Consider the following 13,485-nt stretch of genomic DNA (forward strand, 5'->3'; position numbering starts at 1 on the left):
GGCTCAGACCTAGGACCAGCGTTGCGGCCCTTGAGCGTCAGTACCGACCTCGGCGTAGCGCGGCGGATGCCCTGAAAGTCGCGAGGGTTCTGTCAGCGGGCCGTGCAACGGTTGCTCCATGACGGAAGAGAGCACTGACGACACCGAGTTCGCTCCCGAGCCCGACCCTAGGATCGAGGATCTTCGGCGGCGCCTCTCGGAGGCGCTGCTGGAGGTGAATCACGGCGAGTACTTCCGATCGCGGATTCACGGCTGGGTTGCGTACCGAGACGACGTAGACGTAGTGCTGCCGGTAGGGATCGCAGGGCGGCTCAAGTCGCCTTTCCCATTCGATCGCAACCCGGGCGATGCCGACGAGATGGCGACGCTGGACGCCTTCGTCATCGCCTACCACGCGGCCGAGTCCTGGTATCGACTCCTGTTCGCACTGTTCGACGGGTCGCGGACGACGACCGCATCAGCACTCATCGCGATGGTCGAGATGAAGGCCGGAGCAGCCTTCAACAAGCGGGTCGAGCACTGGATCGGGCTGCCCGACGAGTCGTTGACGAAGATGCTCGACTTCCTGTTCCTTCCGGAGGAGGTCAAGGACGAGTGGCCCGACGAGGGGGCCACGATCGAGGAGGTCCAGGAGTACCTCCGTCTCTGGTGTCGCCACCTTGGGCACTTCCTGGGTGAGTGGCGCAATGCCTACAACGCGGCCAAGCACGGGCTGGCCGTGGGTGCGCGACCGACGCAGTTCACCTTCGTCCCTAACGAGCCGCCCATGAGCCCGGTCGAGTTGGGCAACGGACCGATGCTCCGGACGGTCGAGCACGCGTTCCAGAAGGATGACGACGACAACGACATCAAGATCAACGGCCAAAAGGTCCTGCGGTGGTTCTGGATGTACCGGAGTGTCGACCCTGACGAATTGATCGCCCGGGCCATCGTGACCGCCGACCTCCTCGACTGGCTCCGCGCCATCGCACGGTCCCGCCACTTGAAGGAGGTCGGCATCTGGGTACCGATCCGCGCCGAGCCCAAGCCATGCGACCTCCAACGGCCAACCTCGCCGATGAAGTCGTTCGAGGCTGACCTGGCGGCCTTCCCCCTCAGCCCAGAGCAGGCCTCTGAGGTACTGGCGCGGCTGGGCCGGACTGAGGTCGACGAGGAGGCGGAGGAAGGATCAGACCGCTAGCCCGGCGGAAGGTTGGCGGCGGTCGGGGTGGTCCGGATCCGTCTGGGATCCGTCCTGCGTCTAGTCACCAGAGTGCTCCTGCTCCCAAGTCCGCGCTTCCTCGAGGGTTTCCGAAAAGTTCTCGATCTCATCGTCAGAGAGTTCGGGAAGTTTCCGCCTGAGGCAGTCCGGGTTTGATCCCTCGTGGAACGATTTGAGCATCGCTGCCCTGACGGCCGGGTCGTTGCGAGACGATGCACCGGCTAGGGCTTTTGAGATGGCCTCCGTGCCGCAGTCGATGTCCGCAGAAGTCATCTCGTCCTCGGTGTACGGCGGACCGCCGTCCTGAGCCAGCCGCAGGCCTACGACTAGCGCCACCAGGGCGACCACTACTACGCCGACCTTTAGCATGAATCGGTTCATGGGTCGGTCACCCCTTCCTCAAAAGTCGTTGCACAGGTCTCTTGCGCGTTCGATCAACCCGTGCCCTTCGCGGGGGTGGATGTCACCCAGGCGTCTTGGCTGATCGCGGAAGATGTAAAGGTCGTTCGGCCCGACGACAAGCACCCCGTACGACTCGCCGTCCTTTCGGCAGTAGTCAACTTCGGCGCGATAGCGCTGCCCCTTGCCGGACCCGTCGCGGCACTCCTGGCCGTAACCGGGCGGTTCATTCAGGGCCCACGTCTTGCTTACGTCCCAGAGGTCGTCGCATTCTGGCAACTCGGCCAGGGGACTCACGATGTCCCAGAGTTCGTCGCCGGTCAGGCCGGACTTCTCATCGACGCATTCCTCGTACACGTCATAAGTGTGTGCGAGAGGTGCGTGGGTCGCTTCGATCCCGCACTCCTCGTGAACCCGCTGCGCTTCAGCCATCGTCAACCGCTTAAACGAGGCGGGGTCCTCGTCCTCGCCAGACATCAGCGCGGCTGTCACGACTACGCCCACCACCAAGAGGGCGCCAACGAGAACGATGATGAGACGGCCTCGTCCGCTGAGACGCGCCCCCGGCTCCCGCTCGTCAGTCATCGTCAGACGATTCGTTGGCCAGGAGTGCGGTCACCGCATCGGCCTTGGCGAAGCAGACAGCCATGATCGCTCCGTAGTACAGGTCCATCGTCGCAACGTTGGACATCAGGAGGTTCAAGAACATCTGCTCCGTGAGAGTGCCGCCCTCGACATCAATGCCCGTGTGGAAGCGCATCTCACCGTCGGAGTAGTCGAACTGGAAGCCGCCAACCCGCCCGCCCCAGTTAATCCGCGTGAGCAGTTCCGCGACTTCCGCGTGTCGATGGGTTGGCGCGTACTGCTCAAGCACCGAATCCACTTGGACGACCCCATCCTCCGAGGCGCGAACAAAGACCCGCCACGAGCCCGCATCGCCGCTGAAGCCAGTCCGGAGAAACCTGCCATCCGCGCTCTCCTCGTAGTTCCATTCGGCCCGGGCAAGACACTGCTTGATGACCTGCATGAGATCCACAGAGACCACACCTCGTTCCGGAATCGTCTGCCCCATACCCGCCGGTCCAGGCGGCTGCGCCGGTCCAGGGTTCGTGGTGGCGAGCGATACGTTCGTTGTGCTGTCGGCGCTGAGAAGTCCGTTGATCTTGTCTTCTCGCGTCGCATTCTTGAATGCGTACACGACGCCCCAGACGATGGCGCCACCGAAAACGATGAAGGAGCCGTCGCTGTTCGGGTCATCGCTGGCGGCCACAAATCCGGCCACGGTGGCCAGCAGTCCGAAGGCCGCGATGCCAATGTGGATGTAGGTCCACTTCCGGGCTTTGCGGGCGGCCAGCGTGAGTTGGTGACGCTCGACCTCCGTAAGTCTCGACGCCATCCATCCACCCACCTTCGACGGCCGCTGACAACGCTTATTGCCGAAGGCTAGGGCTCACGGACAGCGCTAGCCAGGTATCCGGCGATTCCTACAGACCGCAGGCAGCGAACGGGTCTCACGACGAATGATCTGTCGAACCGTCTATCTGGGGTGTAGCCCAGATGGAATTCCGCAGCCCCTATGGACGTTGTACATCTGAGGTCGGTTTCGGCCTCGATTGACAACTCTGCCAGGAGGTCAAGAGATGAGTGGACAGGTCGTGGCGTACATCAGGGTCAGCAGTGATGGCCAGAACGCGGCGCGCCAGCACGATGTGCTCGCAGGTGCGGACCGGATCTTCGAGGACCATGCCAGCGGCAAGACCGCCAAGCGCCCGGCCCTGACGGAGATGATCGACTATCTCCGCGATGGAGACCTGCTGCGGGTCGCAAGCATGGACCGCTTGGCCCGCAACTTGCTGGACCTCCGCACGATCGTCACCGGTCTGACCGGGCGAGGCATCCAGGTCGAGTTCGTGAAGGAAAGACTCACCTTCACCGGGAACGACAGTCCCATGTCCGTTCTCCTCCTCAACCTTCTCGGCGCGGTCGCCGAGTTCGAGCGGACGCTCATCCGCGAGCGCCAAGCCGAGGGCATCGCAATCGCCAGGGCCAAGGGGATCTATCGGGGGCGAGCCAGAGCACTCGGTTCTGCTCAGATCGCCGAGGCACGGCAGCGCGTCGCTGACGGCGTGCCGAAGAGTGCCGTAGCCCGCGATCTTGGAGTGGCGCGACAGACGCTCTACAACGCCCTCGCCACCTCGCTCAGCGACGACGAAAGGGCTGTGGTCGAGCCGTGTTGACGCCGCACCCCTCGCAAACCGTTCTGGACCCAGACGGCCACTCGATTGAGGTCGACGCCGGACTGGCGCCAGTGCTGGCCGCACTATGGGATGCGGGCGTCCGAACTCGATATTCGTGCGAGGGTCGATCGAACGCGGCTTGGCCGGGTGCTGGGGAGCGCGCCTACATCGCGATGATCCCGACCGAGCGCGTCGACGACCTGGTGACCTTTCTTCGTATTCGCGACGGCGAGGTTGGGTGGGCGTGGCACCACGACGCGTCGGGACATGATGAACCCTCGCTGGCCGACGCCGCGTGGCCGTTCGGCTTCGTGAGGACAACGCTCCGAGGTGAGGACTCCCTCATTTTCCGCTTCCCGGCGCGGTTCATCGATCGGTTCCTCGATCTAATCCATGAGTTCTCTGGGCAAGGAAGTTGGCCACCGGATGCCCGTCGTCAGTTCTCTGACCAATGAGCGGCAAGCCTTCGTGTCCGACGCAGTCACCATGCCACGGAGCGCTGCTCTCTAGGGCCCAGGTGACCGACGTCCGGCAACCTGCCGATCCTCGGTCGTTGTGATGCGTCGAGCCCGTGGGTCACCATCACCGGGTGGCCGAAACGATCTGGGACCGACTCGAAGAATGCGTGGCGTATCTCTCGGAGCCGTTCCGAGCCTCCGAAATCGTCGGCTGGTTTCGACGTCACTACCCCGACGTGAAGGAGCAGTCGCTCCGCGCTCACATTCAGGGTGCAACATCCAACGCACCACCTGGTTCCCGTGGGGCACTCGCCAGTCGATTGCCCCTCATTACGCGCATCGAGCACGGTACATATCGGCGGTTCGACGGCGCCGGAGGGCGGCCTACGGTCGCGGAGCACCGGAATGAACACAACCAAGCCGTACTGGCGTTAGATCCAGCGGACGCGGACATCAACGCAACGGTCGCACGTTACCTCCGGGATCGTGACCCGAACGCTCGATATGCCTCCTTCGACTACTGCTTCAACCACTTTCAGCAGCACCGCGATGCGGTCGCGATCTGGGGAGAGCCGACCGGAATGGAAGTCAGTTGCCTTCAACTCGGGTTCTATCTCGCGAGTTGGGGGATGCTGCGGGGCTCCTCGGAACTGCTCCAACGAAGCGTGCGTCACTTGGTGCCGGTCGTCGAAGCCATCGCCAGCGTCCCTCCAACGACATGGGACCTCGATCTGGACCACTACAACTCACAGGGCATAGAACAAGTCCACTCGACCGCACGGGTAATCCGTAGCGCGTTCAGGCCCGTCCAAGCCTCCGACATCTTGGTCACCAAGGTCATGCTCGGCGTGTTCGGATGTGTCCCGGCGTTCGACACCTACTTCAAGAAGGGTTTCGGCGCGTCGACATTCAGCATGGGATCCCTACAGAAGGTCGGGGAGTTCTACCGAGCGAACGCCGCCAGTATCGACGCCATGCGTCAGCCGACGCTCGACTTCACTACCGGGCAGCCGACGACACGGCTCTACACCCGCGCCAAGGTCGTCGACATGATCTTCTTCATCAAGGGTGGATACCCCGGTGCTACAGCCGATGCCTGATGGATCGAAGGTGACGACCTCCACGGCCTCTGTTGCGACCTGTTCCACGAGATGTCGCACGCGTGGACGGGTGTGCCCCCGGCCGAGCGTGCCTCTCATTCGAAGCCCTTCGTTTTGGGGGCGTCGTCCAGGTTCTCGAAGGCCGCTTGCTGGCCCCGATCTCCGCCTCGGTCGAAGTGGCTTCAAGACTGAAAGCGTGCCTCTTCAGCAACTGAGCCAACCTTCTGTCCCCCGCTCTGGCCTAGAGGCTGAATCTTCATCACCCCGGCCGAGTGCAGCCCGAGCCCGGGCCCGCTCGCGTCGTCGCCAAAGGCGGCGGTTAGCCACTGACTCGTGCGTCCACCACCCGCGACGCCGACTCTGGGGAGTGCGTCGGGTTCGGGACATGACATGAGTGTCTCTGCTTACCGAGAGGTTGACGAGACCCGATCGCGTCAAAGGTCCCGCGAGCGGTCCTCGAACTTGAAGACCTCCCACAGTGGAACATGCAGTGCGTTGGCGATCCTGACGAAGACGTCGAGTGACGGGTTTCGGGTGCCACTTTCGATCCCGGTGACGTATGGCCTGTGAAGGTCGGCGCGGCCAGCGAGTTCCAGTTGCGACCAGCCACGCTCGCGTCGCAACTGGGCGATCCGGGCCCCGACAGCACGCCGGTGCGCGGTCTCAGGTCGGCGCTCAACGGACACTGCATGAACGTGGCGGGAAAGCCTGGACGAGTCGGTCCACGGATCGTTACATTTCTTGTTCTCGGGTTCTTCTCGGGATACCCGCTGCATGACCGTCGACCCGAGTACGGTGAGCCGAGATGGTTCGGTCCGGCCTGCATCCTCGGGTTGGTGTGACCAGGCAACCCACATGACTTGCCGAGGAGTCCGGCCATGACTGAACAGCCACCGCCGCCACCCCCGCCGCCAATGCCTCCCGGTTGGTACCCCGACCCGACTACCCCCGGCGCACGGCGATGGTGGACTGGCACTATCTGGGGCCCGCCTCCTTTGCCTGCCCCATCGAGCCCTCCCAAACCCGGGGTGACCGTTCGCATTGGCTCGCAGTCCTCGACGACCTCTGGACTGGCAGGGATACCACGCCAATGGTGGATCGTCGGCTCGGCGGTCGGGATCCCCGTGGTCCTGCTTTGCGGCGCTCTCGTGATCCTCCTCCTCATCGGAGCAAGCGGATCGGGACGCGACCAGAGGATCCGCGAGGCTTGCGAGGCGGACGCCCGTGACGTCGGCGGAACGCAGCAGATGCGACGCGACTATGTGCGCGACTGCATTGAGTACTGCAAGAGCATGGAGAATGACACCACCTTCGGCCCCTGCGTCTGAGCGAGCAGGCAATGGTCCGACCCTTACCTTCCGCCGGAACCAGGGTGAACCCTACGGTGCGCCTATGACCGAGGCCTCGTCTCCACCACCCGGATCCCCGGGTGCGCATGGCGGCTCTAAGGCCGCTGCGCCCGCCTGGGTGTGGGTAGTGTCCATCGCGGGCGGTCTGCTCCTAATGTCGGTCGTCGCTCTCGGCGGCGTCATCGTCTGGCATAGGACCCACCAACCCGAGCCTGAGGCGACGACGTACCTTGACGGCTACCACTTCGTCGGCCGAAAGGATGCCTTCGGAACACCATTCCTGGTCACCGTCTGGCGCGAGCCGAGGCGCAACGAAGTGGTAGTCACCGCATACGCCGATCCAGGACACGCATACGACGAACCCCTTGACGTGCCGTCGGTGGTCCGACGGATCTGGAACAACCTTCGCGGGAAGTTCGACATCCTCGTCGTGGATCCGAACCACAACCGGCACGCGGTTTACGACTACGGCGAACTGGTCGATCGCTTTGGCGACCAACCGGCTCACTCGGTTTCAGGCAATCACGGAGACGGCAGTGCGACCACTTGGTTGCAACCCGGCGAATGCGAGCAGTTTCCGGGCAGGATCGACTGCAACGTCCCACCTTCGGTCGCCGCCGACGCCGAAACCATCGATCTGCTCAAGGATCAATGTGGACTTGAGGGAGCACCAGTGACTCCGTTGCGATCGTGGCGACTTCTCTCCGCCAGCACTAGCGGCGACTGGACCACCGAATACGTCATTGAACCCTTGGCGGACTTTGACGGCTGGAGTGTCACCGTCACGCTCGCACTCCCGAGCGAGGCAGACGCGGAAGCAAGCCACGTACCGGCAACCATTCTCTGCCCGGACGCCAGCGTCGAGAACATCAACCTCCCGTCCGGCGGCACCGCCGTGTCAACCAGCGCGGGCGAACCGAGCGTTGCAACCGAGTTAAACGACGCTACCTCCACCCTTTCAAGCCCCGCTACGACCTCCACGCCCTCCGGCGGGTCGACCGCGTTCGCGAGCCCTTCACCTTCCGTCACTGAGAGCGACCAGACATCCGAAGACCGGGTTGGCTACGGAGGGGTCGACATTGGCATGACCGAGTTCGAGTTGTACTCGTCTGAGGCGTTCCGCTCCAATCAGTTGCGCCGCCAGTTGTTCGAAGCAAGTCAGGATGACTGGCCCTGCGCCACGCTAGATCCCATGGAGTTCGACGGCACAGTCTGGTTCGACCTGGACCGCAACCAAGTCGCTGCTATCGAGTTCGGCCCTTCGATGTCTACATCGGCAGGAGTCCGGACGGGCGACAGCGCAGCCATGGTGCGCCTGGCGTACCCAGACCACACCGTCGGAACCAACTTTGAATGGCTGCAACCAGTTGCGCCCGGCGTGCAGTACGCCTTCAACGTCGACTACACGCACACGCTTCGCCAGATCTTCCTCGAAGCCAAGGACCAGCGTTGCTACGACCACTAGCCCGCTGAGAGTCTGCGGCCCAGCGTCACTAAGCACCCCGCTCACACCCGGGCAAGGCGAGAATCTCCCCGTTCCTCCCCGTGTTGGCCTCGGAATGCTTAGTGCAGACCCCAAGAAATCTTGGTGCGATATGGGGATGCTCGTGCAGACCTCCCCTCACTCATCACCGAGCATCGCGCCGTCGGTTAGTCGATGCGGCGACCGACGCCGGGGGTCTGACGGACCCGGGCGCGCATCTCCGCCAGACGCCGCTCCATCTCCTCCTTCTCGCGTTGGTCAGCGTCGTCCTCGGCAGCGCGCTCCTCGTCAGTCAGAGCCGCCCGCCGCCGCTCCTCTGCGTACTGCTCCTCTAGACGTGCTGCCTCCCAGGCGTTCGCCTCGGCGTGATGGTGGGCTTCGACCCGTGCGTGCTCGTCCCTCGTGCGTTCCCGGGGCTCTAGCCGCAGGATCTCCTCGATGCTCAGAGGTGCCACGCAGTCACCCGTCAGGTGGTGTGCCCGGCTCTTGCCTGTCGTGTCCTTGGCCCAGGTCCCAGCGCCTACACCGACGTGTCCCCCACATCCGAGGCATGCTCCGGCGTACCGGTTGGGCGCCTGGGCAGATGCGCCTCCACGAGCACCGCGCTGAGCCACCCCCGTCTTCACGTCGGTGGTCCGCTGGCCCTGGCCCCGGTTCAGCCCGAAGTCAAAGTCCAAGAGAGGCGAGCCGTCGTCAACGTCGCCAATCCCGTGGCCACCGTCAGAGGAAGAGAAGGACGAGTCAGCCGCCGCCGCGAGGGTGGCGGGTCGAGTCTGGCTGATCAAGAATGGCCCTTCAAACTGGCTGTTGGTTCCAGGCACATCAACGGGGGAATCTGGACGCTTCGCAGGGGGAACTTGAACCCTTCCAAGGGGGATTTCTGCGCCATCGCAGGGGGATCCGTCCGCGCTCCTTTCCCCCTCGGGATAGCGGGGGCTATCCCCGTCGCCTGCTGCTGAACCCGACGTGCTCGACCAGCAGATCTTGTACCGCGTGGCCCGACCTTTGATTCCCTTCTGAACGATCTCGACCAGGCCCCTATCAACGAGGTCCTTGATGGCCTTCCGCATGGACTCGACCTGCCACTCGCAGACCTGCTCCTCGGGCAGCCCGAAGGAGATCGCGGCGATCTGGCGCTGCGTCGGAAAGGCAAAGCCGTTCCGGTGATCAGCGAACTTCACGAGCGCGACCAGTACTGAGGCCGCGTTGGTCTTGCGGTCGAGAGCACGGATCTGCGGAGCGAGCCACTCGATCGCGCTGTACGGGAGCATGCCGGTCACCGGAATCCACCGTCGCCATGACAGCGGTCGCACTCCACCCAGCCGCACAGGTGCAGGCGTAGTGCTGAGCCCGTCTGGTGCTTGTAGATCAGCCGGAGCCGCTGGAGGGTCCGCAGCGCCTCAGCCACCCGGGGCCACTCCTCTCGGCGACCGAACACCTCCTCGGCGATGTCGGCGTGGCTGCCGGGCGTCGCCCATGCGCTCGTCCCCGGCGCGGCGTTGCTGAGGTGGATCATCACGACGCGCTCCTCAGGGAGCGAATCGGGGACCTGCTCGAAGACAAACTCCAACCAGTCCAGAAGCATCTCGGGGTGAGGGACTACCTCACGGAAGTCGACTTCCTCCCCCGGGCTCACCGGTTAGCCCCCGCGCTCGGAGTGCTGGGTGTACGCGGGACGACGGACGCGGCGTCGGCAAGGCGATCGTCGATGAATCGGTTGATCGCGACCTCGGGGATCAGCCGACGACGCCCAACCCTGATCGACTGGAGTTCACCCGCTGCGATCAGCCGGTGAACCGTTGTGCGGTGTAGGCAGAGGCAGCCCGCCGCCTGATCGACTGTGAAGAGCCGCCGCTCACCCTTGCCGCCATTGAAGTTGGACACCACAAAGAACCTCCGTCTAGTCGGAGGCAGTGCGATGACCCGGGAGGGCCTTCGCAGCGTTCGCGGTGTAGAGAGACGCGTGGTTCAAGCGTGTGGTGGACCCGCTGGCTCACGCCCAGATGAGCGCGCTGCTCCCAGCAACTGTACGCGATTCGCTGCGGCTCCATCAACGGTATCGGCCCCGCTAGCCGACCGGCCCTTCGTGGGCCACGGAGAAGCACCACGCACGTGGAGACTCCGTGAAGGGCGGGCTATGACGCGGCCGTCCCTCCCACGCCAGAGTGGCTCCATGTCATCAACTCAATCTGGTGTTGCCGTCTCTGACGTCTACGCGGCCGTGGCCAACCGGCGAACCCAGTTCGACAACCTTCTGTGGCAGGTTCCGGTCCTTACCTTCACGGCACAGGCGTTCCTCTTCACCATCGCCCTCGCAGGCGATACCTCGCGCACGGCCAGGATCATTACGTCGCTGCTCGCGCTCCTCATGAGCCTGCTCGCCTGGCACTTGATGGCTCGTCACAGGAAGGCCGAGGTCGCAGATGGAAACTGGCTCGCGGCCGTCGAAGCCGCCACCGCTGCCTCGCCCACCGGCGCAGGGCTTCCGAGCACGGCCACGAACGTTCAATGGCCTATGCATGGCACAGGTTGGCGCGACTACCGGAACACCGCCGATCCGGACGTCGGCCCCGTATCCACCAAGATCGCCCTCCTCGGAGGCTTCACAGTCTGGTCGAAGGGGCTACTCATTTTCGGCCTGGCCGCAATCGTCGTCCTCGGCCTGTCCCTATGGCGGCCTGAGGTGCTGTCCTCCGAGCCCGCTGACAGCCCGACCATCGTGATCAAGGTGCCCGGTCCCAGCCACTGCCGAGGGCTGAACGGATCCCTCGACCAAGGTCGTAACGACGGCCGACGCTGTAGGAACGGCTGACGGCAGACCTCGGGAGTTGCCTGGCCGAAGATCACCGAATCACGGTTGTGACGGCCGAAGACTTCGCCAATGCCTGGTACCCGCCTAAGACCGCAAGGATCCGGCGGGTCCTGGCAGTACCGTTCCAGACGTGCTCCTCGTCAACATCACGTTCCCCGGCCGGGGTGAAGCACTAGCCGCCCTCGCCGACCTGGGAGACGCGGGCTTCACCTGCACCGCCCCGTTCATCACCGACTCGTCCGAGTGGGCGTTGCAGGTCGAGGCCGATCACGATGGAACGCTCGCGGATGTCGATGACGCAGACTTCATTAACTCAGTGGCGGCAGTAGTCCAGCGTTCCGGAGGAGTCGTAAGCAGTGTCCCTCCGACCCACCGGATCGGATGGCTCCCTCAGGCTCGACACCCTCATCAGCCGCCTCGCTTCGCACCACCGAGCGAGTAAGAACCCACCGTCTGAACTCCGACACCTCCGTGGCGGAGATCCCGACCGCACGACCCGGCGGGTCACCTTTCCTGAACCACCTTCCCCGCGACGTGGTCGAACGCAGGGCCAGCGGAGGCCCTGAGACATGAAGGTCGTCGCGACGGTCTCCCACTCCGCCAACGTGGCCGGTCGGGCACTGGACTGCCTGGCCGAGGCCGGGCAGGACATGCACGGGCCGTTGGCGACTCATCGTGCCACTGCCGCCGCAGGCTGACCCATAGGCTCCCGTCATGAGCATGCCGCCGCCCCCACCCCCACCTCAGCCGTCGGGTGGCGAGATCCCGCCGCCCCCTCCGCCTGGACCGACTCCAAGTGCGGGGGTGCAGTACAAGTTCGAGACCGTCAGAGTCGTTCGCGGGATGGAGAACCGAACGATCACGAAGCGTCAAAAGGAGGGCTGGGAGTTCGTCTCCCAGACTCAGGGGAAACTCCGCACGGAGATGACGTTCCGGCGGGTCAAGAGGAACATCCCCGTCCGACTGCTCGCGATCGTGGGAGCCGTGGTTGTACTGCTCGTCGGAACCGCCATCGGAGTCGCGGTCGCGGTCGGCGGGGACGACGCCAGCGAACCCGTAGCCGCCTCGACCACAACAGTCGAAACGCACACCGGCGAACCGACTGAGGAACCGACTGAGGAACCCACGGACGAGCCGAGCGAACCGGAGGTGTCGGCGACGGAGGGGCCGACCGAGACGGAGACGCCGGAACCCGAGTACGTCTACGAAGGGCCAAAGTATGAGGTCGTTGCAGTCGACAACAACCAGACCCCAGCGGATCTCACCGCGTACTGGGTGCTGACTGACGAGGTCGACTATGCGAACGACAAGTACAAGGACAAGATCGAACTCCTCATCGAGGACGTTGCACGCACGAACCTCGCCACCGATCTGATCGTGCAAGTCGTCTCACTCAAAGATGTCGCGCTGGCCGAGGCCGCTTCGACCTACAGGGATTTCGCTCGGGAGAAGGGCGACGAGTACGTGGTCAACGAGATCCCCCAGTTGGAGGTCAAGCACTGGATTGCGTCCTACACCGGCGGCTTCAACTACAACACGGGGAAGGCGAGCACTGCTGACGCCGCCTACGAACTCGTCTGGCGACCGTACGACACTTACGAGGCCGTCAACTGGAAGCCGGAGATCGAGTAGTCGTACGTCCGAGGAACGTTGCCAGCACGGCCCGTTGGGGATGAGTATGAGCGGACAGATCCCGGCCAGCCTGGAGACTCCGGTCGGCCGTCGAAGCCCTTCACGGCCGACGTCGGACCCCGAGCGATCCGGGGGTCGAAGGGCAAGAAGGTTATCGACGGCAGGGCACCGTTACCGGCATCATTGCGTGCACCTGACAACCGCCTTGTCTCGGTGGAGGGAAGCGCGCAATGGGGTGCCTCGCGATCTTGCTTGCAGTCGCCGCTCTGGTCGCGACGTACGGAACTGGTCTCTTCGTCTTCGCGATCGTCACAGCCGTAGTCACGGTCTGGACCGTCGGGATCTTCTCGAACTACCGGGACGATCCTGAGGGCGCTCCCAACTACGTCGCGATCGTCAGCATGGGCTCCTTCGGTGCGGCGATCGTCCTCTTGATCGCCGGTGTCGTAGTTCGAAGTAGCGGGGGCGTCGAGAAGATCGACTGGGACGAGGCCAAGGACCACGTTGGCGACACCAAGATGGTGTGCGGCCCGGTCGTGAGCGTCCGCGAGGACGGCGGTGACACCTTCATCAACATTGGCCTCGACTACCCCGATCCTGGACGGTTCACGATCGTCGTCTGGAACCAAACCGGACTCATGAGCCAGGGGTCCGGGACGGCATGCATCGAGGGCGAGATCAAAACCTACCGAGGCTCGTCACAGATCACCACGACGGACTGGGAAGACGTGAAGACGCAATCTGACTAGGCCCGCCCGCCGTCCTGCCTGCACCGCCGCCGCATGCATGCCAAGGCGCCTCGAAAGGAAGCCCA

At 64.0% G+C, this 13,485-nt stretch carries 17 protein-coding genes; 10 read left to right on the plus strand and 7 right to left on the minus strand.

What is annotated here, in order from left to right; all coding sequences use genetic code 11:
- The first annotated feature begins 118 nt into the window (after positions 1 to 118).
- Positions 119 to 1,180: a hypothetical protein gene (locus tag F0U44_RS02750; protein WP_149726708.1), complete on the plus strand. Its 1,062-nt coding sequence runs from the start codon at positions 119 to 121 to the stop codon at positions 1,178 to 1,180.
- Between the two features lie 60 nt (positions 1,181 to 1,240).
- Here F0U44_RS02750 and F0U44_RS02755 read toward each other — a convergent pair whose 3' ends face one another.
- Genes F0U44_RS02755 through F0U44_RS02765 form a run of 3 tightly spaced genes read right to left on the minus strand, consistent with a single transcriptional unit; the run spans position 1,241 to position 2,996 of the window.
- On the minus strand, positions 1,241 to 1,582 hold the full coding sequence (locus tag F0U44_RS02755) for a hypothetical protein (protein WP_149726709.1): 342 nt from the start codon (positions 1,580 to 1,582) through the stop codon (positions 1,241 to 1,243).
- A gap of 18 nt (positions 1,583 to 1,600) precedes the next feature.
- Positions 1,601 to 2,185, minus strand: a complete 585-nt coding sequence (locus tag F0U44_RS02760; RefSeq protein WP_149726710.1) for a hypothetical protein — start codon at positions 2,183 to 2,185, stop codon at positions 1,601 to 1,603.
- Positions 2,178 to 2,996 carry a YbjN domain-containing protein gene (locus F0U44_RS02765; RefSeq protein WP_149726711.1) on the minus strand — a complete coding sequence of 273 codons (819 nt, stop codon included), beginning with the start codon at positions 2,994 to 2,996 and terminating at the stop codon, positions 2,178 to 2,180. The genes F0U44_RS02760 and F0U44_RS02765 overlap by 8 nt, the downstream gene beginning before the upstream one ends.
- 244 nt (positions 2,997 to 3,240) lie before the next feature.
- Here F0U44_RS02765 and F0U44_RS02770 point away from each other — a divergent pair, with 244 nt between their 5' ends.
- The 3 genes from F0U44_RS02770 to F0U44_RS02780 all read left to right on the plus strand — a co-directional run bounded on the left by F0U44_RS02770 (position 3,241) and on the right by F0U44_RS02780 (position 5,395).
- Positions 3,241 to 3,837 (plus strand): recombinase family protein, encoded by a 597-nt coding sequence (locus tag F0U44_RS02770; RefSeq protein WP_149726712.1) that lies wholly within the window; start codon positions 3,241 to 3,243, stop codon positions 3,835 to 3,837.
- Positions 3,831 to 4,292, plus strand: a complete 462-nt coding sequence (locus tag F0U44_RS02775) for a hypothetical protein (protein WP_149726713.1) — start codon at positions 3,831 to 3,833, stop codon at positions 4,290 to 4,292. The genes F0U44_RS02770 and F0U44_RS02775 overlap by 7 nt, the downstream gene beginning before the upstream one ends.
- 134 nt (positions 4,293 to 4,426) lie before the next feature.
- The gene (locus F0U44_RS02780) at positions 4,427 to 5,395 is read left to right on the plus strand and encodes a DUF7669 domain-containing protein (RefSeq protein ID WP_149726714.1); all 969 of its coding nucleotides are present in this window, start codon (positions 4,427 to 4,429) and stop codon (positions 5,393 to 5,395) included.
- 434 nt (positions 5,396 to 5,829) lie between these two features.
- Here the strand turns inward: F0U44_RS02780 and F0U44_RS23800 are convergent, their stop codons facing one another.
- Complete coding sequence (locus tag F0U44_RS23800; RefSeq protein ID WP_368732091.1) at positions 5,830 to 6,252, minus strand: helix-turn-helix domain-containing protein; 423 nt, start codon at positions 6,250 to 6,252, stop codon at positions 5,830 to 5,832.
- 57 nt (positions 6,253 to 6,309) lie between these two features.
- On the opposite strand from F0U44_RS23800, the gene F0U44_RS23850 reads away from it, so the two are divergent.
- Positions 6,310 to 6,723, plus strand: coding sequence for a DUF2510 domain-containing protein (locus tag F0U44_RS23850; protein WP_438616481.1), 414 nt, complete (start codon positions 6,310 to 6,312; stop codon positions 6,721 to 6,723).
- Between the two features lie 148 nt (positions 6,724 to 6,871).
- Positions 6,872 to 8,209, plus strand: coding sequence for a hypothetical protein (locus F0U44_RS02795; protein ID WP_149726717.1), 1,338 nt, complete (start codon positions 6,872 to 6,874; stop codon positions 8,207 to 8,209).
- Between the two features lie 185 nt (positions 8,210 to 8,394).
- Here F0U44_RS02795 and F0U44_RS02800 read toward each other — a convergent pair whose 3' ends face one another.
- From F0U44_RS02800 to F0U44_RS02810, 3 genes are all read right to left on the minus strand, one after another.
- The gene (locus F0U44_RS02800) at positions 8,395 to 9,507 is read right to left on the minus strand and encodes a hypothetical protein (protein ID WP_149726718.1); all 1,113 of its coding nucleotides are present in this window, start codon (positions 9,505 to 9,507) and stop codon (positions 8,395 to 8,397) included.
- Positions 9,504 to 9,746, minus strand: a complete 243-nt coding sequence (locus tag F0U44_RS02805) for a hypothetical protein (protein ID WP_149726719.1) — start codon at positions 9,744 to 9,746, stop codon at positions 9,504 to 9,506. The genes F0U44_RS02800 and F0U44_RS02805 overlap by 4 nt, the downstream gene beginning before the upstream one ends.
- 113 nt (positions 9,747 to 9,859) lie before the next feature.
- Complete coding sequence (locus tag F0U44_RS02810; protein ID WP_223163552.1) at positions 9,860 to 10,111, minus strand: helix-turn-helix domain-containing protein; 252 nt, start codon at positions 10,109 to 10,111, stop codon at positions 9,860 to 9,862.
- Positions 10,112 to 10,400: 289 nt separating this feature from the next.
- Between F0U44_RS02810 and F0U44_RS02815 the strand changes: the two genes are divergently transcribed.
- The 4 genes from F0U44_RS02815 to F0U44_RS02825 all read left to right on the plus strand — a co-directional run bounded on the left by F0U44_RS02815 (position 10,401) and on the right by F0U44_RS02825 (position 13,420).
- A complete protein-coding gene (locus F0U44_RS02815) occupies positions 10,401 to 11,039 on the plus strand; it encodes a hypothetical protein (protein WP_149726721.1) in 639 nt (212 codons plus the stop codon).
- Positions 11,040 to 11,608: 569 nt separating this feature from the next.
- On the plus strand, positions 11,609 to 11,737 hold the full coding sequence (locus F0U44_RS23675; RefSeq protein WP_281292614.1) for a hypothetical protein: 129 nt from the start codon (positions 11,609 to 11,611) through the stop codon (positions 11,735 to 11,737).
- 16 nt (positions 11,738 to 11,753) lie between these two features.
- Positions 11,754 to 12,671, plus strand: coding sequence for a hypothetical protein (locus F0U44_RS02820; protein ID WP_149726722.1), 918 nt, complete (start codon positions 11,754 to 11,756; stop codon positions 12,669 to 12,671).
- A gap of 230 nt (positions 12,672 to 12,901) precedes the next feature.
- Positions 12,902 to 13,420, plus strand: coding sequence for a hypothetical protein (locus tag F0U44_RS02825; protein ID WP_149726723.1), 519 nt, complete (start codon positions 12,902 to 12,904; stop codon positions 13,418 to 13,420).
- Positions 13,421 to 13,485 lie beyond the last annotated feature (65 nt).

This window comes from Nocardioides humilatus (assembly GCF_008373755.1).
GTDB classification, from domain to species: domain Bacteria; phylum Actinomycetota; class Actinomycetes; order Propionibacteriales; family Nocardioidaceae; genus Nocardioides; species Nocardioides humilatus.

Bases quoted from the DNA above. Each gene is read 5' to 3' on its own strand.
- F0U44_RS02750 (WP_149726708.1), top strand. From the start codon at position 119: ATGACGGAAGAGAGCACTGACGACACCGAGTTCGCTCCCGAGCCCGAC.
- F0U44_RS02755 (WP_149726709.1), bottom strand. From the start codon at position 1,582: ATGAACCGATTCATGCTAAAGGTCGGCGTAGTAGTGGTCGCCCTGGTG.
- F0U44_RS02760 (WP_149726710.1), bottom strand. From the start codon at position 2,185: ATGACTGACGAGCGGGAGCCGGGGGCGCGTCTCAGCGGACGAGGCCGT.
- F0U44_RS02765 (WP_149726711.1), bottom strand. From the start codon at position 2,996: ATGGCGTCGAGACTTACGGAGGTCGAGCGTCACCAACTCACGCTGGCC.
- F0U44_RS02770 (WP_149726712.1), top strand. From the start codon at position 3,241: ATGAGTGGACAGGTCGTGGCGTACATCAGGGTCAGCAGTGATGGCCAG.
- F0U44_RS23800 (WP_368732091.1), bottom strand. From the start codon at position 6,252: ATGTGGGTTGCCTGGTCACACCAACCCGAGGATGCAGGCCGGACCGAA.
- F0U44_RS23850 (WP_438616481.1), top strand. From the start codon at position 6,310: ATGCCTCCCGGTTGGTACCCCGACCCGACTACCCCCGGCGCACGGCGA.
- F0U44_RS02815 (WP_149726721.1), top strand. From the start codon at position 10,401: ATGTCATCAACTCAATCTGGTGTTGCCGTCTCTGACGTCTACGCGGCC.
- F0U44_RS23675 (WP_281292614.1), top strand. From the start codon at position 11,609: ATGAAGGTCGTCGCGACGGTCTCCCACTCCGCCAACGTGGCCGGTCGG.
- F0U44_RS02820 (WP_149726722.1), top strand. From the start codon at position 11,754: ATGAGCATGCCGCCGCCCCCACCCCCACCTCAGCCGTCGGGTGGCGAG.
- F0U44_RS02825 (WP_149726723.1), top strand. From the start codon at position 12,902: ATGGGGTGCCTCGCGATCTTGCTTGCAGTCGCCGCTCTGGTCGCGACG.